General features: G+C 69.9%; 21 protein-coding genes and 1 riboswitch. Of the genes, 9 read left to right on the forward strand and 12 right to left on the reverse strand.

The window, feature by feature from the left end:
- Nucleotides 1-115: 115 nt before the first annotated feature.
- Complete coding sequence (locus ACFV9W_RS27830) at nucleotides 116-397, forward strand: HPr family phosphocarrier protein (RefSeq protein WP_030021209.1); 282 nt, start codon at nucleotides 116-118, stop codon at nucleotides 395-397.
- Between the two features lie 231 nt (nucleotides 398-628).
- Here the strand turns inward: ACFV9W_RS27830 and ACFV9W_RS27835 are convergent, their stop codons facing one another.
- The 4 genes from ACFV9W_RS27835 to ACFV9W_RS27850 form a co-directional block, all read right to left on the reverse strand.
- Nucleotides 629-1,315, reverse strand: coding sequence for a GntR family transcriptional regulator (locus ACFV9W_RS27835; RefSeq protein ID WP_385765824.1), 687 nt, complete (start codon nucleotides 1,313-1,315; stop codon nucleotides 629-631).
- 220 nt (nucleotides 1,316-1,535) lie between these two features.
- Nucleotides 1,536-2,336 (reverse strand): M23 family metallopeptidase, encoded by an 801-nt coding sequence (locus tag ACFV9W_RS27840; RefSeq protein WP_385765827.1) that lies wholly within the window; start codon nucleotides 2,334-2,336, stop codon nucleotides 1,536-1,538.
- 13 nt (nucleotides 2,337-2,349) lie between these two features.
- A riboswitch (cyclic di-AMP (ydaO/yuaA leader) is annotated at nucleotides 2,350-2,512 on the reverse strand.
- Between the two features lie 256 nt (nucleotides 2,513-2,768).
- On the reverse strand, nucleotides 2,769-4,136 hold the full coding sequence (locus tag ACFV9W_RS27845) for a M16 family metallopeptidase (protein WP_385765951.1): 1,368 nt from the start codon (nucleotides 4,134-4,136) through the stop codon (nucleotides 2,769-2,771).
- A gap of 17 nt (nucleotides 4,137-4,153) precedes the next feature.
- Nucleotides 4,154-5,497 carry a M16 family metallopeptidase gene (locus tag ACFV9W_RS27850; RefSeq protein WP_385765954.1) on the reverse strand — a complete coding sequence of 448 codons (1,344 nt, stop codon included), beginning with the start codon at nucleotides 5,495-5,497 and terminating at the stop codon, nucleotides 4,154-4,156.
- Between the two features lie 294 nt (nucleotides 5,498-5,791).
- On the opposite strand from ACFV9W_RS27850, the gene ACFV9W_RS27855 reads away from it, so the two are divergent.
- Nucleotides 5,792-8,248 (forward strand): DNA topoisomerase (ATP-hydrolyzing) subunit A, encoded by a 2,457-nt coding sequence (locus ACFV9W_RS27855; protein WP_385765830.1) that lies wholly within the window; start codon nucleotides 5,792-5,794, stop codon nucleotides 8,246-8,248.
- Here the strand turns inward: ACFV9W_RS27855 and ACFV9W_RS27860 are convergent.
- The gene (locus tag ACFV9W_RS27860; protein WP_385765832.1) at nucleotides 8,245-9,369 is read right to left on the reverse strand and encodes a CobW family GTP-binding protein; all 1,125 of its coding nucleotides are present in this window, start codon (nucleotides 9,367-9,369) and stop codon (nucleotides 8,245-8,247) included. The genes ACFV9W_RS27855 and ACFV9W_RS27860 overlap by 4 nt on opposite strands.
- Nucleotides 9,370-9,712: 343 nt before the next feature.
- On the opposite strand from ACFV9W_RS27860, the gene ACFV9W_RS27865 reads away from it, so the two are divergent.
- Together ACFV9W_RS27865 and ACFV9W_RS27870 are read left to right on the forward strand one after the other, a co-directional pair.
- On the forward strand, nucleotides 9,713-10,243 hold the full coding sequence (locus tag ACFV9W_RS27865; protein WP_385765834.1) for a DUF6082 family protein: 531 nt from the start codon (nucleotides 9,713-9,715) through the stop codon (nucleotides 10,241-10,243).
- Between the two features lie 147 nt (nucleotides 10,244-10,390).
- Complete coding sequence (locus ACFV9W_RS27870; RefSeq protein WP_385765837.1) at nucleotides 10,391-10,627, forward strand: hypothetical protein; 237 nt, start codon at nucleotides 10,391-10,393, stop codon at nucleotides 10,625-10,627.
- 56 nt (nucleotides 10,628-10,683) lie between these two features.
- On the opposite strand, the gene ACFV9W_RS27875 is transcribed toward ACFV9W_RS27870, so the two are convergent.
- Nucleotides 10,684-11,853 carry a citrate synthase/methylcitrate synthase gene (locus ACFV9W_RS27875; protein ID WP_385765839.1) on the reverse strand — a complete coding sequence of 390 codons (1,170 nt, stop codon included), beginning with the start codon at nucleotides 11,851-11,853 and terminating at the stop codon, nucleotides 10,684-10,686.
- Between the two features lie 97 nt (nucleotides 11,854-11,950).
- On the opposite strand from ACFV9W_RS27875, the gene ACFV9W_RS27880 reads away from it, so the two are divergent.
- The 4 genes from ACFV9W_RS27880 to ACFV9W_RS27895 all read left to right on the forward strand — a co-directional run bounded on the left by ACFV9W_RS27880 (nucleotide 11,951) and on the right by ACFV9W_RS27895 (nucleotide 16,616).
- A complete protein-coding gene (locus tag ACFV9W_RS27880) occupies nucleotides 11,951-13,228 on the forward strand; it encodes a citrate synthase family protein (protein ID WP_385765842.1) in 1,278 nt (425 codons plus the stop codon).
- A gap of 27 nt (nucleotides 13,229-13,255) precedes the next feature.
- Nucleotides 13,256-14,212, forward strand: coding sequence for a sucrase ferredoxin (locus ACFV9W_RS27885; RefSeq protein ID WP_385765844.1), 957 nt, complete (start codon nucleotides 13,256-13,258; stop codon nucleotides 14,210-14,212).
- Between the two features lie 86 nt (nucleotides 14,213-14,298).
- Nucleotides 14,299-15,942 (forward strand): ATP-binding protein, encoded by a 1,644-nt coding sequence (locus tag ACFV9W_RS27890; protein WP_385765847.1) that lies wholly within the window; start codon nucleotides 14,299-14,301, stop codon nucleotides 15,940-15,942.
- Entirely contained in the window at nucleotides 15,939-16,616 is a 678-nt protein-coding gene (locus tag ACFV9W_RS27895; protein ID WP_385765850.1) for a response regulator, read from the forward strand. Before ACFV9W_RS27890 ends, ACFV9W_RS27895 begins: the two co-directional genes overlap by 4 nt.
- A 28-nt stretch (nucleotides 16,617-16,644) precedes the next feature.
- Here the strand turns inward: ACFV9W_RS27895 and ACFV9W_RS27900 are convergent, their stop codons facing one another.
- The 3 genes from ACFV9W_RS27900 to ACFV9W_RS27910 form a co-directional block, all read right to left on the reverse strand.
- A complete protein-coding gene (locus ACFV9W_RS27900) occupies nucleotides 16,645-18,255 on the reverse strand; it encodes a cation acetate symporter (RefSeq protein ID WP_385765854.1) in 1,611 nt (536 codons plus the stop codon).
- On the reverse strand, nucleotides 18,252-18,785 hold the full coding sequence (locus ACFV9W_RS27905; RefSeq protein WP_385765857.1) for a DUF485 domain-containing protein: 534 nt from the start codon (nucleotides 18,783-18,785) through the stop codon (nucleotides 18,252-18,254). The genes ACFV9W_RS27900 and ACFV9W_RS27905 overlap by 4 nt, the downstream gene beginning before the upstream one ends.
- Before the next feature lie 263 nt (nucleotides 18,786-19,048).
- Nucleotides 19,049-21,172 (reverse strand): type IIA DNA topoisomerase subunit B, encoded by a 2,124-nt coding sequence (locus ACFV9W_RS27910; RefSeq protein WP_385765859.1) that lies wholly within the window; start codon nucleotides 21,170-21,172, stop codon nucleotides 19,049-19,051.
- Between the two features lie 440 nt (nucleotides 21,173-21,612).
- On the opposite strand from ACFV9W_RS27910, the gene ACFV9W_RS27915 reads away from it, so the two are divergent.
- Complete coding sequence (locus tag ACFV9W_RS27915; RefSeq protein ID WP_385765862.1) at nucleotides 21,613-21,843, forward strand: hypothetical protein; 231 nt, start codon at nucleotides 21,613-21,615, stop codon at nucleotides 21,841-21,843.
- A 102-nt stretch (nucleotides 21,844-21,945) separates the two neighbouring features.
- On the opposite strand, the gene ACFV9W_RS27920 is transcribed toward ACFV9W_RS27915, so the two are convergent.
- The 3 genes from ACFV9W_RS27920 to ACFV9W_RS27930 all read right to left on the reverse strand — a co-directional run bounded on the left by ACFV9W_RS27920 (nucleotide 21,946) and on the right by ACFV9W_RS27930 (nucleotide 25,828).
- Nucleotides 21,946-22,779: a S1 family peptidase gene (locus tag ACFV9W_RS27920; protein WP_385765865.1), complete on the reverse strand. Its 834-nt coding sequence runs from the start codon at nucleotides 22,777-22,779 to the stop codon at nucleotides 21,946-21,948.
- A gap of 160 nt (nucleotides 22,780-22,939) precedes the next feature.
- Nucleotides 22,940-24,490 carry an RNA polymerase sigma factor gene (locus ACFV9W_RS27925; protein ID WP_385765868.1) on the reverse strand — a complete coding sequence of 517 codons (1,551 nt, stop codon included), beginning with the start codon at nucleotides 24,488-24,490 and terminating at the stop codon, nucleotides 22,940-22,942.
- A gap of 453 nt (nucleotides 24,491-24,943) precedes the next feature.
- Nucleotides 24,944-25,828, reverse strand: coding sequence for a FadR/GntR family transcriptional regulator (locus ACFV9W_RS27930; protein WP_385765870.1), 885 nt, complete (start codon nucleotides 25,826-25,828; stop codon nucleotides 24,944-24,946).
- Nucleotides 25,829-25,933: the final 105 nt, after the last annotated feature.

Raw genomic sequence — 25,933 nt, forward strand, 5'->3', positions numbered from 1 at the left:
ACCCTATGGAGGACCGAAGGGCCGTGCCGGTGAGGACCTGGGTCCGCGTCACGCACGCCTCCCGATATGGAACACTGGTCTAGACAACCGTGAGACACCTGAAGGGCAGCATCACATGGCTGAGCGCCGCGTCAACGTCGGCTGGGCCGAGGGCCTCCACGCCCGCCCCGCTTCCATCTTCGTCCGCGCTGCCACGGCCGCCGGCGTTCCCGTGACGATCGCCAAGGCCGACGGCAACCCCGTCAACGCCGCCTCCATGCTGGCCGTGCTCGGCCTGGGCGCGCAGGGCGGCGAGGAGATCGTGCTGGCCTCCGACGCCGAGGGTGCGGACGCCGCGCTCGACCGTCTGGCGAAGCTGGTCGCCGAGGGGCTCGAGGAGCTTCCCGAGACCGTCTGACACAAAGACGAAAAGCAGTACGTCTGAGCCGCGTGCCCCTCTTCGGGGCGCGCGGCTTTTTCGTTCACCATTGCGGCGCGAAATCGAGACTCGGAATCGCGACTCGAAATCGCGGCACGAACGGGTCGACGAAGAACAGGGAGAAGCGGGCAGCAATAGGCAGCGGGAATTCCCCGCACCTCGTTCGACCCATTCTCCGAATAGCGCACTTCTTTGTATACGGCGCCGTTGTTAAACCTGACGCCCCACCGTGTTGACTGCATGTTGCGAAGACCTCACACGCTCCCCCGCGCGGGGGACGCGCAGCCTGTGGGCGGCCGTCGCGCGCTCCGTGTGCAGGGCGGCCAGGGTCCGCGCACGCTCCGCGTCGCCCCGCGCCACGGCGTCGACGATGGCGCCGTGCTCGGCCCAGGACTCGGCCGGCCTGGCCGGGCTCTCCACCGCGTACATCCAGGCGATCTTGTGGCGGAGCTGGGTGAGCAGGGTGATCAGGCCCGGGCTGCCGGAGGCCTGGACGAGGGTCTCGTGAAACCAGTTGCCGAGGGAGCGCAGGTCCTCGCTCTGGCCCCGCCTGGAGCGCTCCTGACCCAGCCTGACCAGGCCGCGCAGGACCTTGAGGTGGGCCTCGGTGCGGCGCTGCGCGGCGCGGGCGGCGCCCATCGGTTCGAGCAGCATGCGGATCTCCAGGAGGTCGGCCGCCTCCCGCTCGGTGGGTTCGGCCACGCACGCGCCCGCGTGCCTGCGCGTGACGACGAACCCCTCCGCCTCCAGGGTGCGCAGCGCCTCCCTGACGGGCACGCGCGAGACCCCGTAGCGGCGCGCGAGCAGTTCCTCGGTGAGCCTGCCGCCGCGCTCGTAGACACCAGCGACGATGTCGTCGCGGATCGCTGTGCATACCGACTGCGCGGGAATGCGCATGACTCGACCTCCGCCTCAACGCCCGCGATACGCGGTCGATTGACGCCCGGTCAAGCACGAATGACGCGCGGCCGGAACGTTTACCAGGAGACTCTATTCCACCGGAGTTGAATTTCCGACGAGGGAACTGAATCCGGGGATATTTTTTGGACAGTGCAGACCCACGCACGCGAAAGCCCCGGCTCGGTGAGCCGGGGCTTTCGTGGAGTGCGCTGACGGGTCAGACGTTCACACCGTGCTGGCGCAGGTACGCGACGGGGTCGATGTCCGAGCCGTAGTCGGCGCCGGTGCGGGCCTCGAAGTGCAGGTGCGGGCCCGTGACGTTGCCGGTGGCTCCGGAGAGGCCGATCTGCTGGCCGGGGGTGACGTCCTGGCCGACGGAGACGCCGATCGAGGACATGTGACCGTACTGGGTGTACGTGCCGTCGTTCATCTTGATCACGACGTTGTTGCCGTACGAGCCGCCCCAGCCGGCCTCGACGACGGTGCCCATGCCGACGGCGTGCACCGAAGTGCCGCTGGAGGCGTGGAAGTCGATGCCGGTGTGGCTGCCGGAGGACCACAGGCCGCTGCCGGCCTGATAGGCGGTGGAGACGTACGAGCCGGCGATCGGCGACACGAAGCTGTTCAGGCGCTTGCGCTCGGCCTCACGGGCGGCGCGCTCCTTGGCCTCGCGCTCCTTCTCGGCCTTCTCCGCGGCGCGCTTCTTGGCCTCCGCCTCGGCCTTGCGCTTGGCCTCCTCGGCCTTCTTCTTGGCCTCGGCCTCGGCCTTCGCCTTGGCGGCGGCCTTCTGCTGCGCGGTGGCCTGCGCGTCAATCTGCTCGGCCAGGGAGTCGCCGATGGCGATGGCCTGCGTGAGGCCGTCGTGCGGGGCTATCGCGGTGTCGGCGGCGAGAGCGGGGGCGGCGAGACCGCCCACCACGCCCGTCGTGGTGATGGCGGCGACGCCCGCGACCTGAGCGGTGGTACGCGTCAGGCGGCTGGGACGGCGGTGCTTCCCGGTGGCACGGGTGAACCCCATGAAGTGGCTGGTCCTTTCCTTCCTTCTCGCCTACCGGGTTAGCTGACGGGTTCGGAGCAGGAAGGTCTCCTACGGGCCCCCTCCCCTCGCGGGAAGAGCGCCCGATTCACCCCAGGGACTTCGGTGGGTCCCCGGCTCCCCTGGCTCGCACCACGGGGACTCGGCGATGACTGTCCGGTGTCGCGGGCGCGACGTACGTCTGGCGGACAGCCGGAGGGAACGCTAAGCGGGGCGTCTTTGGATCGACAAACAGAACCCGGCTTTTGTAGTGCACGCCACAGGGCAGAGAGGCAACCTCTACATCAATTCGGACATTTGTGATCGTGTGGTGATTGGAGATGATCGTGACGGACGCCACGAAGCCCCGGCCGCCGATACCGGCGCCGGGGCTTCGTGGTGTGCCTCGGGAGAGGTGTGCCTCAGGAAGCGGACTCAGCCCGCGACCACCGTCACCTCGCCGATGCCGAGCGCCTTGACCGGCTCCTCGATCTGCGCGGCGTCGCCCACCAGGATCGTCACCAGCCGGTCCGCGGGGAACGCGCTCACGACGGCCGCCGTGGCCTCCACGGTGCCCGTGGCGGCCAGTTGGCGGTACACCTGCGCCTGGAAGTCGTCCGGCAGGTGCTGCTCGACCTGGTCGGCGAGGGTGCTCGCGACGGCCGCCGCGGTCTCGAACTTCAGCGGGGCCACGCCCACCAAGTTCTGTACGGCGGTGTCCCGTTCGGCATCCGTCAGGCCACCGGCCGCCAGCGTCCGCAGCACCTTCCACAGGTCGTCGAGCGCGGGACCGGTGTTCGGCGTGTCCACCGAGCCGCTGATGGCGAGCATCGCAGCGCCGCTGCCGTCGGGCGCGGAACGCAGCACCTGGGCGAAGGAGCGCACTCCGTAGGTGTAGCCCTTCTCCTCGCGCAGGACGCGGTCCAGGCGCGACGTGAGGGTGCCGCCCAGGCAGTACGTGCCGAGGACCTGCGCGGCCCACACACGGTCGTGCTTGTCCGGTCCCACCCGGCCGATGAGCAGCTGCGTCTGCACGGCGCCCGGGCGGTCCACGATGACCACGCGGCCGGTGTCGTCCGCGACGACCGGCGGCACGGGGCGGGGCTCGGCGGTGCCGCCCGTCCAGGCGCCGAGCGTGTCGGCGAGGAGGGCGTCCAGGTCGATGCCCGTCAGGTCGCCCACGACGACCGCCGTGGCGGTGGCGGGGCGTACGTGGCGGTCGTAGAAGGCGCGCACGGCCGCCGCGTCGATGGCCGAAACGGTCTCCTCGGTGCCCTGGCGCGGGCGCGACACGCGCGCGTCGGCCGGGAACAGCTGCTTGGAGAGCTCTTTGGCGGCGCGCCGGGCCGGGTTGGCGCTCTCGTGCGGGATCTCGTCCAGGCGGTTGCGGACGAGGCGCTCGATCTCGCTGTCGTCGAAGGCGGGGGCGCGCAGGGCGTCGGCCAGGAGGGCGAGGCCCTTGGAGAGGCGCGAGGCCGGCACTTCGAGGGAGGCACGGACGCCGGGGTGGTCGGCGTGCGCGTCCATCGTGGCGCCGCAGCGCTCCAGCTCGGCGGCGAACTCCTCGGCGGAGTGCTTGTCGGTGCCCTCGTTGAAGGCCCGCGCCATGATGGTCGAGACGCCGTCGAGGCCCTTCGGCTCGGCGTCGAGCGGCGCGTCCAGGTGCACCTCCACGGCGATCACCTGCTGACCGGGCCGGTGGCAGCGCAGCACCGTCAGACCGTTGGGCAGCGCGCCGCGCTCCGGGGCCGGGAACGCCCACGGCTTGGGCTCGCCCGCCTGCGGCCGGGGGTGGAAGTCCATGTTCGCGAGCTGCTCGGTCACTGGCCCGCCTCCTCGGTGATCTCGGCGGTCTCGGTGTCGGCGGGCGCGGTCGGCTCGTACACGAGGGACGCGCGGTTGTCGGGGCGCAGGCGCGCCTTGGCGATCTCCTGGACCTCCTCGGCGGTCACGTCCAGGACGCGCCCCACGGCGGTCAGGGCGAGCTGCGGGTCGCCGAACAGGACGGCGTAGCGGCACAGCTCGTCGGCGCGCCCCGAGACCGTGCCCAGGCGGTCCAGCCACTCGCGCTCCAACTGGGCCTGGGCGCGCTCCATTTCCTCGGGGCTCGGGCCCTCCTCGGCGAACCGGGCGAGCTCCTCGTCGACGGCGGCCTCGATGACCGGCACCTCGACGTCTCCGGAGGTCTTCACGTCCAGCCAGCCCAGCGAGGGCGCCCCTGCGAGGCGCAGCAGGCCGAAACCGGCCGCCACGGCGGTGCGGTCACGGCGTACGAGGCGGTTGTAGAGGCGCGAGGACTCGCCGCCGCCGAGGACGGTCAGGGCGAGGTCGGCGGCGTCGCACGCGCGCGTGCCGTCCTGCGGGAGCCGGTAGGCCGACATCAGGGCGCGCGCCGGGACCTCCTCCTCGACGACCTCGCGCTGCTGCTCGCCGATGACCTCCGGGAGCGCGCCGTCGCGCGGGGCGGGCTTGCCGTCGTGGCCGGGGATGGAGCCGAAGTACTTCTCGACCCAGGCCAGCGTCTGCTCGGGGTCGATGTCGCCGACGATCGACAGCACCGCATTGTTGGGCGCGTAGTAGGTGCGGAAGAAGTTCCGCGCGTCTTCGAGGGTGGCCGCGTCCAGGTCGGCCATGGAGCCGATCGGCGTGTGGTGGTACGGGTGCCCCTCGGGGTACATGAGGGCGGTCAGCTTCTCGAACGCCGTGCCGTAGGGCACGTTGTCGTAGCGCTGGCGGCGCTCGTTCTTCACGACGTCCCGCTGGTTCTCCATCGACTCGTCGTCGAGGGCCGTGAGCAGCGAGCCCATGCGGTCGGCCTCCAGCCAGAGCGCGAGCTCCAGCTGGTGGGCGGGCATGGTCTCGAAATAGTTGGTGCGCTCGAAGCTCGTCGTACCGTTGAGCGAGCCGCCCGCGCCCTGGACGAACTCGAAGTGTCCGTTGCCGTGCACTTGCTTCGAGCCCTGGAACATCAGGTGCTCGAAGAGGTGAGCCAGGCCCGTACGGCCCTTGACCTCATGGCGCGAGCCGACGTCGTACCAGAGGCAGACCGCCGCGACCGGGGTCAGGTGATCCTCGGAGAGCACCACGCGCAGGCCGTTGGCCAGCCGGTGCTCGGTCGCTGTCAGGCCGCCGGAGCCGGCCTCGGCGGTGGCCGTGTGACCCATGGGCATGTACGTCCCTTCGATCGCGGTGCAACGCGAATACGCGGTGAGCTCTGGACTGCGGCAGGTCCTGGAACACTGAACTGCTGCGAGTGCTGCCACTGTATGCAAGCGTGCTGGCACCTGGCGAAGTTCCCGCCGGGGCTACGCCGTGAGCGAGCAGGCGGCCCCCTCGGGGCCGCGCGACACCCGGTACTGAAGGGCCGCGAGCGGCGTTGTCAGTGCGGCGGTCCACAATGGTCCGCGACAGTTCCCGTTCATGTAACCGTTCTTGTAGGTGAAGGAGCCGCAGCCGCGATGGCCCGCCGCAGCACGAAGACCCCGCCGCCCGACGACTTCGAGGAGAAGATCCTCGACGTCGACGTGGTCGACGAAATGCAGGGCTCCTACCTGGAGTACGCGTACTCGGTCATCTACTCACGCGCCCTGCCCGACGCCCGCGACGGGATGAAGCCCGTCCACCGTCGGATCGTCTACCAGATGAACGAGATGGGCCTGCGCCCGGAGCGCGGCTTCGTGAAGTGCGCCCGCGTCGTCGGCGAGGTCATGGGTAAGTTGCACCCCCATGGCGACTCGTCGATCTACGACGCACTGGTGCGCCTCGCCCAGCCGTTCTCCATGCGCGTCCCGCTGGTGGACGGGCACGGGAACTTCGGCTCCCTGGGCAATGACGACCGCCCGGCCGCCATGCGTTACACCGAGTGCCGCCCGGACGCCGCCGCGTCCCTCATGACGGAGTCGATCGACGAGAACACCGTCGACTTCGTCGCGAACTACGACGGCCAGGAGCAGGAGCCGCTCGTCCTCCCGGCTGCGTACCCGAACCTGCTGGTGAACGGCGCGTCGGGCATCGCGGTCGGCATGGCGACGAACATGGCGCCGCACAACCTGGGTGAAGTGATCGCCGCCGCGCGGCACTTGATCAAGCACCCGGGCGCCGACCTCGACACGCTGATGAAGTACATCCCGGGGCCCGACCTGCCGACGGGCGGCCGCATCGTCGGCCTGTCCGGTATCAGGGACGCGTACGAGACCGGCCGCGGCACGTTCAAGATCCGCTCGACGGTCTCCGTGGAGAACGTGACGGCGCGCCGCAAGGGCCTCGTCGTCACCGAGCTGCCCTTCGCGGTCGGCCCCGAGAAGGTCATCTCGAAGATCAAGGAACTGGTCGGCTCCAAGAAGCTCCAGGGCATCGCCGACGTCAAGGACCTCACGGACCGCGAGCACGGCCTGCGCCTGGTCATCGAGATCAAGAACGGCTTCGTGCCGGAGGCCGTCCTGGAGCAGCTCTACAAGCTGACGGCCATGGAGGAGTCCTTCGGCATCAACAACGTGGCGCTGGTGGACGGCCAGCCGCTCACCCTCGGCCTCAAGGAACTCCTCGAGGTCTACCTGGACCACCGCTTCGACGTCGTGCGCCGCCGCAGCGAGTTCCGCCGCAGCAAGAAGCAGGACCGGCTCCACCTGGTGGAGGGCCTCCTCGTCGCCCTGGTGGACATCGACGAGGTCATCCGCATCATCCGCTCCAGCGACAACAGCGCACAGGCGAAGGAGCGCCTGATCGAGCGCTTCTCGCTGAGCGAGATCCAGACGCAGTACATCCTGGACACGCCGCTGCGCCGCCTCACCAAGTTCGACCGCATCGAGCTGGACGCGGAGCGCGACAAGCTCAACGGCGAGATCGACGAGCTGACCGGCATCCTCGATTCCGACTCCGAGCTGCGCAAGCTGGTCTCCTCCGAACTGGCCGCCGTGGCGAAGAAGTTCGGCGACGACCGGCGCACGGTGCTCCTGGAGTCGGCGGGCGCCCCGGTGTCGGCGGTGCCGCTCCAGGTCGCCGACGACCCGTGCCGCGTGCTGCTCTCCTCGACCGGGCTCCTCGCCCGCACGGCGAACGGCGATCCCTTCACCGAAGGTGAAGGCACCAAGCGCACGAAGCACGACGTGATCGTCTCCTCGGTGCCCGCGACGGCGCGCGGCGAGATCGGCGTCGTCACGTCCGAGGGCCGCCTGCTCCGCCTGAACGTGGTCGACCTGCCACAGCTCCCGGACTCGGCCGCCGCGCCGAACCTCTCCGGAGGCGCCCCGGTCGCCGAGTTCCTCTCCTCCCTGGAGGCGGACGAGTCGGTCGTGTGCCTCATGACCCTGGACGAGTCCTCACCGGGCCTGGCGATCGGCACCGAACAGGGCATCGTGAAGCGCGTGGTGCCCGACTATCCGTCCCACAAGGAGGAGCTGGAGGTCATCACCCTCAAGGACGGTGACCGCATCGTCGGCGCGGCCGAGCTGCGCACCGGCGAGGAGGATCTGGTCTTCATCACGGACGACGCACAGCTGCTGCGCTTCCAGGCCTCCATCGTGCGCCCGCAGGGCCGGGCGGCGGGCGGCATGTCCGGCGTGAAGCTCGCGACGGGCGCGAAGGTCATCTCGTTCACCGCGGTCGACCCGGCGGTCGACGCGGTCGTGTTCACCGTGGCCGGCTCGCGAGGCACGCTGGACGACTCGGTGCAGACGACGGCCAAGCTCACGCCGTTCGACCAGTATCCGAGGAAGGGGCGTGCCACGGGCGGCGTCCGCTGCCAGCGCTTCCTGAAGGGCGAGGACTGCCTGAGCCTGGCCTGGGCGGGCCCGGCACCCGCGCGTGCGGCACAGAAGAACGGCACACCGGCCGAGCTGCCCGAGATGGACCCGCGCCGCGACGGTTCGGGCGTGTCGCTGCCGAAGACGGTGGCGTCGACGGCGGGACCGGTCTAGAGCACGTAGTCCGCGACTTCCTCCGCTTCGCCCTTGTCCTGGACGTAGCGGAGGACGCCCCACATGCCCTGCTCGTCGGCGGCGTGTGGGGCGTCGCTGTCTGCGCCACTGTCGGCGCCACTTTCTGCGTCGCTCTTCGCGGCGTCGAGCTGCTCACGGAGGGCGGTCGTGTCGATGCCGGACCCGATCAGGACGAGCTGGGTGAGACGCTCCTCGCCGCTCTGCCACGGCTCCGGGTAGAACCTCAGGAAGCGCCCCACAGCGTGCACGACGTACTGGTTGCCCGGGTCGCCCGCGCCGAAGTCGACATGTCCCTTGATGCGGTAGAGCCCCTCGGGCCTGCTGTCGAGGAACGCGATCAGCCGACGGGGATCCATGGGCACGTCGGAGGTGAACGCGACGCTGTCGTAGGCGGCGTGCAGATGCCCGTCGTGCGCCCCGGCACTGTCGCCCTCGTGCCGGTGCAGATCGTCGAATGACAGCTGCCCGATCCGCTCCTCGGTGGGGCGACAGTCGAAGAGCAGCGCCGGGTCGATGCGCCCGTACGACGCGGACACGACGGCGGCGCGGCCAGCCGCGGCCCGCACGACGCCCAGGACCCGCTCACGCTCGTCCGGGCCGACACGGTCACCCTTGTTCACCACGACGAGGTCCGCGATCCCCAGGTGCCGGTCCACCTCGGGGTGCTTCTCGCGGGTGGCGTCGAACTCGGCGGTGTCGACGACCTCGATCAACCCTCCGTACACGATGCGGGGGTTGTCACTGGCCAGCACCATGCGCACGAGTTCTTGAGGCTCCGCGATGCCGCTCGCCTCGATCACGATGACGTCAATGGCATGCACGTCATTGACGGGCCGGGTCAACTTGTCCAGATACACGTCGAGTTCACTGGCGTCGACGGCGCAGCACAGACACCCATTGCCGAGCGAGACCGTCGAGTCGCCCAGCTGTCCTGCGACCGCCATGGCGTCGATCTCGATCGACCCGAAGTCGTTGACGATCGCCCCGATCCGGGTGCCGCCGCTGCGATGCAACAGATGATTGAGCAATGTGGTCTTCCCCGACCCCAGGAAGCCGGCGAGGACGACGACGGGGATCTGCTGTGGGCTGGCCTTGCTCAACGCGACCTCTCTCACACCGGATCGCACGCCGCGGCGTGCGCGGCGGCGCACGCCGGTTCAGGGCCCGGCTCTCCTACGAACAATGAATGCCGACCCAGGATACGAGCGGGTGGAAAGGCTGCGAAGTGAACGATTGCTAACGGCGCCCGCTGGGCACACGTTGGACATGGCGCCGGTTTTCGCGAACTGAGCATCCACCCGTGCGCCTCCTCTCCGCCTCCCGCCGATCAGAGCCGCTCGGCACCCTGGGAGTCGGCAAGCGCGCCGCCCACCGCCGCCGGTTTCCGTCCCCGTCGCCCCGCATCCGACGACCGGCGCACGGTCGCCTGAATCGGGGGTTGACATGGCCACACAGAGTCAAGGGATATGCCGCACGGTAGTCGCCGCTGCCGTGGGCGGGCTCGCGGGTGGCACCGCGACACACCTATGGCATCGCTTCGGCCCTGACACGAAACGGGCCGCAAAGGAACGCCACCGCCTGGCCCGCGCACATCAACAGCGCATGCACTGGGAGTTGCTGAGCAAGGCGATCGATGATCCGGCCCTGGCGGTCGTGATCGACAACTACGGACTGGACCTCACCCCGCAGAAGCGGCGCCAGTACATGTACGCCAACCTCTGGTACATCAACGCCTTCCACAACTACGAATCGGGACTGCACGATCAGCGCGCACTGTTCGGCATCCTTCGGGAGCTGTTCCAGAGCCCGTACATGCGCGAGTACTGGGAGGCCACCCGCCCTCACCGCGCCTCCCTTGACCCCTCGTCCAGCGAGGCGGAGATCGGCCGCATGGCGGAGTCGCTGTTCCACGAGATCGAGGCCGCCGCGGACACGGAGGAGTGGTGGGTGGTGGGCGAACCGCCGTCGGACTGATGGATCCCAAAGCGGTGAGTTGCCCAGCAACTCCCCCTGGTGGGAGGTATCCTCACGCGTCATGAGGCGCGCTAAGCGACGTAACGCCTCATGAGGTGCACCCATGCAGCGGCGTAATGACGCGCCCCGAGAAGGAATCCGGTTCCCTTGAAGATCGTACGCCGCATCGGGGTGCCCCCGAGCGCACGCGGAAGCAGTTCCGGCGCCACCTGCCCCGATGTCTTCGAACTCAGCGATGGGAACTTCGCGGTGATCGGGACAGAAGCCACCGCGGACCTCAGACACGAGCTCCCCTCGGACGCCGGGGTCGCCGACTACGAGCGGATCGTCATCGTGAACCGGGAGACACTCGTGCGCGCCAAGGCAGACATCCCGGATTCCTGACGCACGCCCTCCGCCCGTTGGCCGACACCTTCCGGTCGTCGGCCAACGGGCCCACGTCAGGCAGGCCTTGGCACCGCCACCGGCGCCCCCACCCCCACATACCGCGCCGCCGGGCGGATGATCTTTGAGTCCTCCGACTGTTCGAGGATGTTGGCGCTCCAGCCGACGACCCTGGCCGCCGCGAACGTCGGCGTGAACATGGTGCGCGGCAGGCCGCACAGCTCCATGACCACGCCCGCGTAGAACTCCACGTTCGTGTGCAGCTCGCGCCCCGGCTTCAGCTCCGCGAGGATCGCCTCCACCTGGCGCTCCACCTGGACCGCGAATTCCACCAGCGGCCCGCCGAACCGCTCCGCGATGCCGCGCAGCATGCGCGACCGCGGATCCTCCGTGCGGTAGACGGGGTGGCCGAACCCCATGATCCGGTCCCCCGCGAGCACCCGCTCACGGATCCAGAAGTCGATACGGTCCGGCGTACCGATCGCGTCCAGGGTGTCGAGCGCCCGGCTCGGCGCCCCACCGTGCAGCGGACCGGACAGCGCCCCCACCGCCCCGACCAAGGACGCCACGACGTCGGCTCCGGTCGACGCGATGACCCGGCCCGTGAACGTTGACGCATTGAATCCGTGGTCAATGGTCGAGATCAGGTATTGCTCGATGGCCCGCGCATGCGCGGGGTCCGGCTCCGACCCGGTCAACATGTACAGATAGTTGGCCGCATACGAGAGATCCTCGCGCGGCTCCACCGGCTCGAGCCCCTCACCGAGCCGATGCAGCGCGGTGAGCATCGTGGGGACCACGGCCGTCGCCGCGACGGCATCCGCACTCCGCTGGTCCCGCCCGATGTCGTACACGGGCCGGAAGCCACGGGACGCACCGAACAACGAGAGCGCCGTACGCAGCCCGGCGAGCGGCCCGGAGACCGCACCCGCCCGGGCGATCGCCGGCAGCGCTGCCCGCACGTCCTCCGGCAGCCCGCGCTGCCCGGCGGTCTCGCGCGCGAAGGCGGCCGACCGCCCGGCGTCGGGCAGTTCACCGTGGAGCATCAGGTGCCACACGTCCTCGAACCCCCGGGTCTCCGCGAGCTCGACGGCGGAGTACTGGCGGTAGTGGTAGAAGCCCTCACGCCCCCTGACGTCCCCGAGTTCGGTGTCGGTGACGACGACACCGGCGAGCCCTCGCGGTACATCGACGGTCGTGGCAGACGTGGTCCCGTTCATCGGCATGTTTCCTCCCTGGACTTGATTCGACTGTCCATGCTTGACTCAATAACTGTCAATATTGATTGAATCAATGCAACGAGATCCGGATACGGTGACGCGCATGAGGGATCAAGAACCTGCGCCGACGCAGCAGGCCCGCCGCCTGACCACCAAGGAGACCGCCGAGCTGCTCGGCGTGAAGCCCGAGACGGTCTACGCGTACGTGAGCCGCGGCCAGCTCACCAGCAGGCGCGGGGAGAGCACACGCGGCAGCACCTTCGACGCCGCCGAGGTCGAGGCCCTCGCCCGCCGCAACAGGCGGGAGACCACGACCGGTTCGGGCACCGGCGAGCTGTCGGTACGCACGCGGCTCACCCTCATCGACGACGACCGGTACTTCTTCCGGGGGGTCGACGCGGTACGGCTCGCGACCCATCACTCGTACGAGGAGGTCGCGGAGTGGCTGTGGACGGGCAGGCTGCGCCCCGGAATCCGATTCGCCCCACCCAAGGAGTCGCTCGCCGCGGCCCGCAAGGCCATGGCCGGACTGCCCGAACTCAGCAGCCCCATCGACCGGTTGCGGGTGGCGGCCGTCGCCGCCGCGACGGCGGACCCGCTGCGCTACGACCTGTCCGAGGACTCCGTGCTCGGCGCCGCCCGCTCCCTCATCCCCACCCTCGCGGCGGCGCTGCCCCTCGTACAGCCGACGTACGTGGACGGCCCGCCGATCGCCCAGCGGCTGTGGGGGCGGCTGACCTACCGGGAGCCCGACGAGGCGTCACTGCGCGTCCTGGACATGGCCCTTGCCCTGCTGGTCGATCACGACCTGGCGGCCTCGACGCTCGCCGTGCGCGTCGCGGCGTCCGCGCGGGCGCACACCTACGCGGCCGTCTCGGCGGGCCTGGGCGTCCTGGAGGGGCCGCTGCACGGAGCGGCGAGCGGGATGGCCCACCGGATGCTCATCGACGTCCTCGACCGGGGCAACGCAGGATCCGTGGTCGCCGACGAACTGCGTTCGGGCCGCCGTGTGCCCGGGCTCGGCCACCGTCTCTACCAGGGTGAGGACCCGCGCGCGCAGGCGCTGTTCGGGGCGCTCGAGGAGCTGCCCAAGGCACAACCCGCCCTGATGGCCGCCCGCGACGTCGTGGCGACCACCGCGCGCCACACGGACCTGCACGCCAACGTGGACCTGGCGCTCGCCGTCTTCACCGCCTCGTTCGGGATGCCGGCGGAGGCAGGCGAGACGATCTTCGCCGTCGCGCGCACGGCGGGCTGGATCGCGCACGCCCTGGAGGAGTACGGAGAACGCCCTCTCCGTATGCGGCCGACGGGACACTACGTAGGTCTGCGCCCGCCGCAGCCCCTGCCATCGGCGCCATCGGCTTCCGCGGCGGAGTGACCGGTCGGGCGGGTTAGGGTCGCCGCTGTGAACACGTGCACGACCGCCTCGCGGGAACTTGAGGAACCTCTGGCCGGGACCGCGGCCACCGCACGCACCTGGCTGCTGATCGAACAGCCGGGGCCGTGGGGCGCGAAGGCCCTGGTCTCCAGCCATCTCGATCCCGAGGTGGGCCGCGCTCTGGAGGCGGCGGCCGACGGCACCGGCGTGCGCGTCGCCCTCATCCGCCGTCCGGGTCGGCACGCGGACCACCACGCCTCGCAGCGCCACCAGGTGTACGTGGCCCACACAGTCCCGGGAAAGACCTGGCTGCGCGGCACCACCGTCGCGGCTCCTGAAGAGCTGCTGCGGCTCGACTTCGCCGCCCTGGGAGCAGGTCGACACGGTAGCTTCGGCGCGCCCCACGAAGGCGGACCGCTCGCCTTCGTCTGCACGAACGGCAAACGCGACCGGTGCTGCGCGCTACTGGGACGCCCGCTGGCCTCCGAACTCGCCTCCTCCGAAGGAGAGGGCGCCTGGGAAGTCACACACCTGGGCGGCCACCGCTTCTCCCCCACTCTCCTTGTGCTGCCCTACGGCTACGCCTACGGAAGGTCATCAGCGGCCGACGTCAAGGAAACCCTTCAGGCGGTGCGCTCGGACCGGATCGTCCTCGATGGATGCCGTGGCAATTCCGCCTGGGACCGCCCGGGGCAGGCCGCCGAGCTCGCCGTGCGCCGGACGGCCGCCGAGTACCGTGCCGGTGTCCTGAGCGTCGTACACACTGCATCCGTGGATCGACCAACCGGTCCACCTGTTGATGCGCACGCGTACAACGCGTACTGGGACGTCACGGTGGACCACATGGACGGCCGCCGCTGGACGGTCGTGGTGGCCCGCGGCGCCTCGCTCCCGGCCCGTCCGGAGAGCTGCGGAGCCGCGCTCGGTTCCCCGGCGCGTATGGATGTCGTCGCCGTGCGTGAGGTTGCCGTCCAGCGCGGCTGACCTGGGCGCTCCGGGACGGGAACGCCGGGGAGATCCGTGCCACAAGGCCTTCGACCAGGGCCGACGGGCCCGTACCGTTCTGAGCCATGAGCTCGACTTCCCCTGCCCGTCGGCTGCGCTTCGGCCTCCCCAAGCGGGTGTTCGCCCAGGTACTGCTGATGCAGGTGGCGATCGCCGCGGGGGTGGCGGTGCTCGCCACGGGGCTGTTCCTCGCCCCGCTGAGCGACCAGCTCGACGACCAGGCGATGCGCCGGGCCCTGGCCATCGCGCAGACCACCGCCGCGGAGCCGCGGATCGCCGAGGAGCTGCGCTCCTCACGGCCGAGCCCGGACGGTCCCGTGCAGGCCGCGGCGGAGCGGATCCGGCGGGCCAGCGGCGCCGAGTACGTCGTGATCATGAACCGGGAAGGCGTTCGCTGGTCGCACACCGACCGCGGCCGGATCGGGCACGTCGTGTCGACGGACCCCAGCACGGCGCTGGGGGGCCGCGCGGTGATGGAGATCGACGAGGGGACGCTCGGCCGCTCCGCGCGCGGCAAAGTGCCGCTGAGGGCCGCTGACGGGGCCATCGTGGGAGCCGTCTCGGTCGGCATCGAGTACGACAGCGTCCGCGCGCGCCTCATCCACGCCATCCCGGGCCTGTTCGCGTACGCGGGAGGCGCCCTGGCCGTCGGGGCGCTCGCCGCGTATCTGATCTCGCGGCGGGTCCAGCGGCAGACCCGTGACCTGGCCTTCTCGGACATCTCGGCGCTCCTGGCCGAGCGCGAGGCGATGCTGCACGGCATTCGCGAGGGCGTCGTGGCCCTGGACCGCGGCGGACGGGTGCGCCTGCTCAACGACGAGGCGCAGCGGCTGCTCGGCGTGGATGCGCGGGTCATCGGGCAGCCCCTGGACGAGGCGCTCGGGGAGGGACGCACGACGGATGTGCTCGCCGGGAACGTCTCAGGGACCGACCTGCTGACCGTCCGTGGCCAGCGTGTCCTGGTCGCCAACCGGATGCCCACCGACGACGGCGGTGCGGTCGCCACCCTGCGCGACCGCACCGAACTGGAGCAGCTGGGCCGCGAACTCGACTCCACACACGGCCTGATCGACGCGCTGCGCGCTCAGGACCACGAACACGCGAACCGCATGCATACGTTGTTGGGCCTTTTGGAGCTGGAGATGTACGAGGAGGCCGTGGACTTCGTCGGCGAGGTGGCGGGGGCGCGCCGGGTGACCGCGGAGCAGATCACCGAGCGGATCGAGGACCCGCTGCTGTCGGCCCTGGTGGTCGGCAAGGCAACCGTGGCCGCGGAGCGCGGTGTCGCGTTCGGCATCTCCGAGGACACGTGGCTGCCGGACCGCCTGGTCGATCCGCGCGGCCTCGTGACCATCGTCGGCAATCTGGTGGACAACGCCCTGGACGCGGCCGCCGGTTCGGGGCAGCACGCGCGCGTGGAGGTGGATCTGCGGGCCGAAGGCCGTAGTGCCGTTCTACGGGTGCGCGATTCGGGACCGGGCGTCCCCGCCGACCAGCGGCAGACCGTCTTCGTGGAAGGCTGGTCCACCAAGGAGCCACCGGCACACGGCAAGCGCGGCATCGGGCTCGCCCTGGTGCGCAGGTTCGCCGAGCGACAGGGCGGCACGGCCGAGGTGACCGGCTCGCCCCTCGGGGGCGCCGAATTCGTCGTCGTCCTGCCCGAGGCCCTCACCGTGGACGTGCCGGACGTGACCGAGGTGGCCCGATGATCGACGTACTGGTCGTGGACGACGACACGCGCGTGGCCGACGTCAACGCCGCCTATGTGGCGAAGGTTCCCGGATTCCGTGTCGCGGCGACCGCCCACAACGCGGCGGAGGCCCTCGCCCGGATCGAGGAGCTCCATGTCGACCTGGTGCTGCTCGACCACTATCTGCCGGACCAGACGGGGCTCGCGCTGGCCCGGACGGTGCGCGAGCGCGGCCACCAGATCGACGTGATCATGGTGACCGCGGCGCGCGACGTGGGGACCGTGCAGGCCGCGATGCGCCACGGGGCGCTGCAGTACCTGGTCAAGCCGTTCTCGTTCGCGGGCCTGCGAGGCAAGTTGGAGGCGTACGCGACGCTGCGGCGCACCCTCGACGGCGGGGGTGAGGCGGAGCAGGCGGAGGTCGACCGGATCTTCGGCGCGCTCTCCGCCGGGCCCGCGCCCGAGCTGCCCAAGGGCCACTCGCCCACCACCGCTGAGCTGGTCCGCCGGGCGATGATGACCGCCGAAGGCCCGCTGTCGGCACAGGAACTGGCCGACGCCACCGGGCTCAGCCGGCAGACCGCCCAGCGCTACCTGAAGCTTCTGGAGCGCACCGGGCGGGTGCGGCTGAGCCTCAAGTACGGCGACACCGGTCGGCCCGAGCACCGCTACGAGTGGGCCGCCAGCCGCTGACTGCCGCCGCCTGGCCGCAGGGAGCGTGTCAGACCGCCCCCGCGCCCGTCAGCGCCCGTACTTCGGTCTCCGCGTGCTTGGCCTCGTCCGGCTCCTCGGGAGAGGTCACAGTGCCCAGCCAGCCCGCGAGGAAGCCGAGCGGAATCGAGACGAGCCCGGGGTTCTCCAGCGGGAAGTACTGGAAGTCCACACCCGGGAACAGCGATGCGGGGCTCCCGGAGACCACGGGGGACAGCACCACGAGCACCAGTGCGGGCACCAGGCCGCCGTACACCGACCACACGGCGCCCCGCGTGGTGAAGCCCCGCCAGAACAGGGAGTACAGCAGCACGGGAAGATTCGCCGACGCGGCGACCGCGAACGCGAGCCCGACCAGGAACGCGACGTTCAGGTCCCTCGCGAGCAGCCCCAGCCCGATCGCGAGCACGCCGACGCCGGCCGCGGCGACCCTCGCCACCGCGACCTCGCTCCACTGCTTGCCACCTGGCTTCCGGTCGGGGCCGCCCCTGCGGAGCGTGGCGTACAGGTCGTGCGCCACGGAGGCCGAGGAGGCCAGCGTGATCCCGGCGACGACGGCGAGGATCGTGGCGAAGGCGACCGCGGCCACGATCGCGAACAGCACCGTGCCCCCGGTGGAGTCGGCGCCACCGCCCAGGTCGAGGGCGAGCAGCGGAACCGCCGTGTTCCCCGCGGCATTCGAGCCCCGGACGGCCTCGGGACCCACGAGCGCCGCGGCGCCGAATCCGAGCACGATCGTCATCAGGTAGAAGCTGCCGATGAGCCCGATGGACCACACGACGGAGCGGCGCGCGGCCCGCGCGGTCGGCACGGTGTAGAAGCGCGACAGGATGTGCGGAAGGCCCGCCGTGCCGAGCACGAGCGCGAGGCCCAGGCTGATGAAGTCGAAGCGCGCGGTCCAGCTTCCGCCGTACTTCAGACCGGGCACGAGGAAGTCCGAGCCGTGCCCGCTGCGTGCGGCGGCGGTGCGCAGCAGCTGGTCGAAGTCACCGTGGAAGCGCGCCAGGACGAGCACCGTCAGGGCGATCGCCCCGCCCATGAGCAGGACGGCCTTCACGATCTGGATCCACGTGGTGGCCCGCATCCCTCCCATCGACACATAGACGACCATGAGCGCGCCCACGCCGACGACGGTCCAGGACTGCGCGGCGCCACTCGCCTCCCCGAGCAGCAGCGCGACCAGGCTTCCCGCACCCACCATCTGCGCCACCAGATACAGAACGGACACGGTCACCGAGGAAGTTCCCGCGGCGATCCGCACCGGCCGCTCCCGCATCCGGGCCGCGACGACGTCGGCGAGCGTGAACCGGCCGCAGTTGCGCACCAGTTCGGCCACGAGGAAGAGGACCACGAGCCAGGCCACGAGGAAGCCGACCGAGTAGAGCAGCCCGTCGTAGCCGAACAGCGCGATCAGCCCGGAGATGCCGAGGAAGGACGCGGCCGACATGTAGTCCCCCGCGATGGCGAATCCGTTCTCCATGGGCGAGAACAGCCGGCCGCCCGCGTAGAACTCCTCGGCCGAACCGTGCCGCTTGCGGCTCGCCCAGGTCGTGATGGCGAGCGTGACCGCCACGAACACGCTGAACAGGACCAGAGCCAGGGTCTGGTGCGCCCCGGTCACAGCCGACCGCCCTCGCCGCTCGCAGCGCCGTTCACGCGCGCGTGCCCGACGATGCCGCGCGTCATCTCCTGCGTGTCCCACCGCAGTTCGAGCGCCGCGCGATCACGCCGCAGCCGCGCATGACGCACGTACAGCCAGGTCAGCAGGAACGTACTGGCGAACTGCCCGAGGCCCGCGACCATCGCCACGTTCACGGCACCCGCGACCGGCTCGGCCATCAGGCCGGGCGCCGTCGTGGCGGTCACGACGTACGCGACGTACCAGACGAAGAAGAGCACGAACGCCGGGACGACGAACCGCCGGTAGCGCCTGCGCACCTCCTGGAACGCCGCGCTGCGCTGCACCTCCAGGTAGACCCCCGCCGCGCTCAGCTCGGACGGCACGGACTGGGCAGGCACGGCAGTCGAGGTCGCGCCCGGGCCGCGCCATTCACCCCATTCCGAGTCCGGCTCGTCGTACCAGGGATCGCCGCTGCCCCTCGTGGCAACGGCCCTGGGCGGTGCTGTCGCGCGCCCGTCGTGCTTGTCCACCGAACTCTCCTTGTCCGCGGCCCACTGCGGCCGCGGACCAAGGATGGACAGACCGGGAAGATCCCGGACGCTCTCCGCAGACCCTTCACCCCATTAGGTGATGGACAATCCGGGCAGTTTCGCGAGTCCGTGCTGATACGCGTAACGGACGGCCTGCACCTCGACGGAGGAGCAGAAGTGGATCATGCGGCCCCACCCGTGGGTGGAGCCGCATGCGGTGGACTGCTCGGCGGGGCGCGGTCTCCGCGCCCCCGCCCTCGTCGCTACATGTCGATGCGCGAGCGGTCGAGGGTCGACGCGGAGCTGCTGATGAACTCCTTGCGCGGCGCCACGTCGTTGCCCATCAGCAGGTCGAAGACGTGCTCCGCCGCCTCCAGCTCGCCGATGTTGATCCGGCGCAGCGTGCGGTGGCGCGGGTCCATCGTGGTCTCCGCGAGCTGGTCGGCGTCCATCTCGCCGAGACCCTTGTACCGCTGGATCGAGTCCTTGTACCGCACACCCTTGCGCTGGAGCTCGAGCAGCGTCTCGCGCAGCTCGCGGTCCGAGTACGTGTAGATGTACTTGTCCTGGCCCTTCTTGGGCTGGACCAGCTCGATGCGATGCAGGGGCGGCACGGCGGCGAAGACCCGGCCGGCCTCGATCATCGGCCGCATGTAGCGCTGGAACAGCGTCAGCAGCAGCGTACGGATGTGCGCGCCGTCGACGTCGGCGTCGACGAGCAGGATGATCTTCCCGTAGCGCGCCGCGTCGATGTCGAAGGTCCGGCCGGACCCGGCTCCTATGACCTGGATGATGGCGCCGCACTCGACGTTCTTCAGCATGTCCGTCACGGACGACTTCTGAACGTTGAGGATCTTGCCGCGGATCGGCAGCAGGGCCTGGAACTCGGAGTTCCGGGCGAGCTTGGCGGTGCCGAGCGCGGAGTCGCCCTCGACGATGAACAGCTCGCTGCGCTCCACGTCGTCGCTGCGGCAGTCCGCGAGCTTGGCGGGGAGCGACGAGGACTCCAGGGCCGTCTTACGGCGCTGCGCGTCCTTGTGCTGACGCGCGGCGATGCGCGTACGGGCCGCGGCGACGGCCTTCTCCATGACGGCACGGGCCTGCGCCTTGGCGTCGCGCTTGGTGGACGACAGGAACGCCTTGAGCTCCTTGGCCACGACGTTCGCGACGATCCTGTTGGCCGCCGAGGTACCGAGGACCTCCTTGGTCTGGCCCTCGAACTGCGGCTCCGCCAGACGCACCGTGACGACGGCCGTGAGGCCCTCCAGGGCGTCGTCCTTGACGACGTCGTCCTCGGCCACGCGCAGCACCTTCTGGGTGCGCAGCACCTCGTTCATCGTCTTCGTGAGCGAGCGCTCGAAGCCCGTCACGTGGGTGCCGCCCTTGGGCGTGGCGATGATGTTCACGAACGACTTGATCGTCGTGTCGTACCCGGTGCCCCAGCGCAGCGCGATGTCGACGCCGAGCTCACGCTGGACCTCGGTCGGCGTCATCTGCCCGTGCTCGTCGAGTACGGGGACGGTCTCCTTGAAGGTGCCCTGCCCGGTGAAGCGGAGGACGTCGCAGACCGGCTTGTCCTGCGCCAGGTAATCGCAGAACTCACTGATGCCTCCGTCGAAACGGAAGGATTCCTCACCCTTGCTGCCGCCCTCGCCGAGGCCGTACTCGTCGCGGACGACGATGGTGAGGCCCGGCACCAGGAACGCGGTCTGCCGTGCACGCTGGTGCAGCTCGCTCAGGGAGAGCTTGGCGTCCTTCAGGAAGATCTGGCGGTCCGCCCAGTAGCGGACCCGGGTGCCCCTGCGCGCCTTCGGGACCTTCTTGACCTTGCTCAGTCGCACCGAGGGGTCGAACGAAGCGTCAGGTCCGGCCTTGGCGAAGCCGCCGGGGACACCGCGCCGGAAGCTGATGGCGTGCGTGTGCCCGCCGAGGTCCACCTCGACGTCGAGACGCGCCGACAGCGCGTTCACCACGGACGCGCCCACGCCGTGCAGGCCGCCGGAGGCCGCGTAGGCGCCACCGCCGAACTTGCCGCCCGCGTGGAGCTTGGTCATGACGACCTCGACCCCGGAGAGGCCTGTCTTGGGCTCGACGTCCACGGGGATGCCGCGGCCGTTGTCCCGCACCTCTACGGATGCGTCGTCGTGAAGGATCACTTCGATGCGGTCGCAGTAGCCACCGAGGGCCTCGTCGACCGAGTTGTCGATGATCTCCCAGAGGCAGTGCATCAGGCCACGACTATCGGTCGAGCCGATGTACATGCCCGGACGCTTGCGTACGGCTTCGAGCCCCTCAAGGACGAGCAGGTGCCGCGCGGTGTAGTTGGAACCGTCCCGGTCTGCTCCGGTCAGCAGCGCTGTGGACGGCACGGACGTATCGGCGGTCACGCGGTTCGCTCCTCGCTGAATTTCAGATGGGGCCCTCACAAATGAAGGGCCGGCGTCGGTCGCCGTTCAGAGGGTACCGAGGCCTGGTAGAGCCTTTGTCACGCCACCCTCACCTCAGCCCAGACTAGTCCAGGATCGCATGTGTGTTCGATCCCTCGATGGGGTGACGCCCACATCACGTTCCCTTCCAGGCATGAACCATTTAGGCTCCGGGCACGTCCTCATGAACAAACCGGCAACCAGCCGGGGGAGGACCGACCTGACAGAACGCGCGAACCCGTAAGACGTTAGAGACGCAATACGGCACATTCGCCGCCACCCGGCGACAGACAGCCGGCCTCGAAGAAATTTTTCGAGGAAAAGCCGCGAGCGGGAACGTTTTCGGCCTGGTTGGATGTTGACCCTGGTACGACAGCTCGTCGAGCTAGAGAAGAGGCGACGTGACTACTGTTCTGACCCCCGCGACCCCCCTGACGGCCGCTGACCGCTGTGACCGTTGCGGCGCCCAGGCATATCTGCGCGTCGTCCTGATCAGCGGTGGTGAACTGCTCTTCTGCGCCCACCACGGTCGCAAGTTCGAGCCGGAACTCAAGAAGATCGCCGCTGAGATACAGGACGAGACGGAGCGGTTGACCGCTGCTCCGGCAAGCGCCGAGACCGAGGAACGCTGACGCCTCGCACACACGACGAGCCAGCTCCGGCATCAGGCCGGTGATCGGGCGGCTGCTCCTGACCACAGGAGCAGCCGCCCGTCCTCGTATCCGTGCGACGCGTCAGGCGTGCTGCTGCATGACCCGCAGCGCCTCCGAGGCGCGCGTGTAGACGCCGGGAGACCCCGCACGCCCGCACCCGTTCCCCCAGGACACGAGACCGACCAGCTTGCCCCCGGCGACCAGCGGGCCGCCGCTGTCGCCCTGGCAGGCGTCCCTGCCTCCGGCGGGCTCGCCCGCGCAGAGCATCGACGACGGCTTGTACGTCCCGGCCGTGCTGCCCGGCGGGTACGCCTTCCCGCACTCGGCGTCGGCGAGCACCTGCACCTGCGCGGCGTGCAACGTCCGCGCGTAGTCGCCCGCTCCCGTCGTGTCACCCCACCCGTAGACGGAGGCGTCCGTGCCGGCCTTGTATGCCGGGTCCCCCTTCCCGGCGATCGGGAGCACGTATCCCTCGGGCAGCCGTGTGTCGAGTGTGAGGACCGCCACATCACCGGCGTTCGTCCGGCCGTCGTACGCCGGGTTGATCCATTCGCTGCGCACCGACACCTCGGCACCGTTGGACGATTCGAGATCACCGCGGCCGACGATCGCCTTCAGGTCCCGCATCTGGTCGCGCGGCCCGCCGAGCACGTCCCCGCTCAGACAGTGCGCCGCGGTGAGCACCGTCGAACGTCCGACGACCACTCCCCCGCAGAACTGACCCGCGCGGGTACCTCCGAACCGGTCACGACTCGCGAGCGCCACCACCCAGGGGCTCTTGGCGGCGTCGACCTGATGACCTCCGACGATCCCCTCGTCGGCGGCCGCCGACTGGGGGGAGGCCAACGGCAGTACCGTCGCCGCGGCCAGCACGGCCAGTGGAGCGGTCAGCGCTCTCGCGAAAGGGCGTCGCATACGGTCTCCTCACTTTGGGTTGCAACGGCACACCCAGAGTCATTCAGGGGGACCCGCCACGCACCGCGAGGATCCGCTCACAAGCGCCCACGACGAAGGCCCGGCACTTGCCCGCGAACGGGAAGTGCCGGGCCTTCGTAGGGCCGTGCAGCGCCTGTGACTAGTCGAGGTAGTCGCGCAGGACCTGCGAGCGCGAGGGGTGGCGCAGCTTCGACATCGTCTTGGACTCGATCTGGCGGATGCGCTCACGCGTCACGCCGTAGACCTTGCCGATCTCGTCGAGGGTCTTCGGCTGACCGTCGGTGAGACCGAAGCGCATGGATACGACGCCCGCCTCGCGCTCGGACAGGGTGTCGAGCACGGAGTGCAGCTGCTCCTGGAGGAGCGTGAAGCTGACGGCGTCCGCCGGGACGACGGCCTCGGAGTCCTCGATGAGGTCACCGAACTCGCTGTCGCCGTCCTCACCCAGGGGGGTGTGGAGGGAGATCGGCTCGCGGCCGTACTTCTGGACCTCGATGACCTTCTCGGGGGTCATGTCGAGTTCCTTGGCCAGCTCCTCCGGGGTGGGCTCACGGCCCAGGTCCTGGAGCATCTGGCGCTGCACGCGCGCGAGCTTGTTGATGACCTCGACCATGTGCACCGGGATGCGGATGGTGCGGGCCTGGTCGGCCATGGCGCGGGTGATGGCCTGACGGATCCACCAGGTGGCGTACGTGGAGAACTTGTAGCCCTTGGTGTAGTCGAACTTCTCGACCGCGCGGATCAGACCGAGGTTGCCCTCCTGGATGAGGTCCAGGAAGAGCATGCCGCGGCCGGTGTAGCGCTTGGCCAGGGAGACCACCAGGCGGAGGTTGGCCTCCAGGAGGTGGTTCTTGGCGCGGCGGCCGTCCTCGGCGATGATCTCCAGCTCGCGCTTGAGCTTGGGGGCGAGCTTGTCGGCGTTGGCCAGCTTGTCCTCGGCGAACAGGCCGGCCTCGATGCGCTTGGCGAGCTCGACCTCCTGCTCGGCGTTGAGCAGCGGGACCTTGCCGATCTGCTTGAGGTAGTCCTTGACGGGGTCGGCGGTGGCACCGGCGGCGGCGACCTGCTGGGCCGGCGCGTCGTCCTCGTCGTCGTCGGACAGGACGAAGCCCTGTCCCTCCTTCTCCTCGGCAGGCTCACCCTCGCCGGCCTTGCCGGCGGCGGGGGCGGTCTCCTCGGTCGCCTCGTCCTCAAGAAGGTCGTCGTCCTTCTTGGCGGCGGTCTTCTTCGCGGCGGTCTTCTTGGCGACCGTCTTCTTGGCGGCGGCCTTCTTGGCCGGCGCCTTCTTCGCCACAGCCTTCTTGACCGGCTCCGTCTCCTCGTCGACGGCCTCGACGGCCGGCGGCTCGGGGGTGGTGCTGGCGGCGACCTTCTTGGCGGTGACCGTCTTGGCCGCGACGGTCTTGGTCGCCGTGCGCTTGACCGGACTCTTGGCTGCGACGCTGCTCTTTCGGGGACGCTTGGGCTCAGCGGCACTGACCATCAGCGTCACACCCTCTTCCTCGAGGATCTGGTTGAGGCTGCGCAGAACGTTCTTCCACTGAGTGGCCGGAATCTGGTCGGCTTCGAACGCACGGCGCACGTCGTCGCCGGCGATCTGGCCATCAGCCTTTCCCCGCTCAATGAGCGCCATGACAGAGACGGATTCGGCGATCTCCGGCGGGAGCGTACGGGATGTGCTGGCCGACACGAACAACCTCTCGGAACGTTGGAAAACGGCTTCCGGCCCCGTCCTGTGTGGACCGGAGCCGACGACCGCCGGCTTGGGGATGGGCCGACGGCGCGGGCAGGAGCCTGGGAGATGCACAGCGCCACAAGCGGCTGCTGTATTCCCTCCTCGGCTGTCACCTCTTAGGTCATCGCGCTACCCCGAGGAGCGTTACGCCCAATCTGCGTGGTCCGAGTCACACCGCGTTATCGGTCAAAGACTGACTGATACGGACAGAACAGGTCATGCGGTTGAACTCGTCCGGCAGACGGCGACCCCAGAAGAACGGATCCCCAGAGGAGAACGAACCTTCCGCCTACGCCTCGGGTCGCCGAATGGCGCCCTTCTACACATGCGCCGCTTCCACGTCGCACATGCGGCACCGTTCGGCGACCCACGGTTCGCCCTCCCCGCCCTGTCGCGCCCCTGGCGCGGTCAGTGCTCGCGGGGAGCGGGCACCACGCGCTCCACCTCGGGGTGGACGGTGAGCAGCTGACGCATGGCCGCCTCGGCGGCCCCGCCGTCACCCGCCGCGAGCGCGTCGACGATGCGCGCGTGGTGCGCGACGACCGTCTCGTTCGGGCGGTCGCAGCCGATGACCGGGCCACCGGAGACATGCAGCGCGGCGGACACGATGCCGGAGAGGTGCTCGAGCATCCTGTTGCCCGCGAGCTGGATGAGCAGGGAGTGGAATTCCGCGTCGGCGCGCGAGAACGTGATCGCGTCGCCCTGCCCCAGCGCGTGCCGCATGATCTCCACCATGTCGGCGAGGCGCTGCTGCACGTCCTCCCGGCCGTGCCCCGCGGCGAGCCGCGCGGCGAGGGGCTCGATCGTCCAGCGCAGTTCGCTCAGCTCGCGTCGCTGGTCGTCCCGCTGCGGCCCGAAGGCGCGCCATTCGATGATGTCCGGGTCCAGCAGGTTCCAGTCGCTGACCGGCCGCACGCGCGTGCCGACGTTCGGCCGGGCGCTGACCAGGCCCTTGGCCTCCAGCACGCGCAGGGACTCGCGGACGACGGTGCGGGACACCTCGAATCGCTGGCCGATCTCCTCGGGAACCAGCGGGCGGTCGGCGCCGAGGTCGCCGGAGACGATCATCTGCCCGAGCTGCTGGACGAGTTGGCCGTGCAGACCGCGCCCCCGGCTGCCCCCGGCACGTCGGCCCACCCGGCCGAGATCCGGGTCGGGGCTCTCCCAGGCGGGGCCGCCGACACGGTCGGCGGTCGACTCCACATAGGGGTAGCGGTCGAGTTCGCCCGGTCCTGCGAGGCCTGAGTCGGCGGAGCGGGCGGCGGTCATCATGGTGTGCGCAAGGGTACTCACGGAATCTGTTGTCGGCTCCGCCCCCAACTCCCTTGAGGTCTTTGGTGAAAAGCACACGAAAGGGTGATCTCCCTCCCCACTGCACTTGACGCCTTATCGGAAAGA

It is taken from the genome of Streptomyces sp. NPDC059897 (assembly GCF_042730865.1).
Classification (GTDB): Bacteria; Actinomycetota; Actinomycetes; order Streptomycetales; family Streptomycetaceae; genus Streptomyces.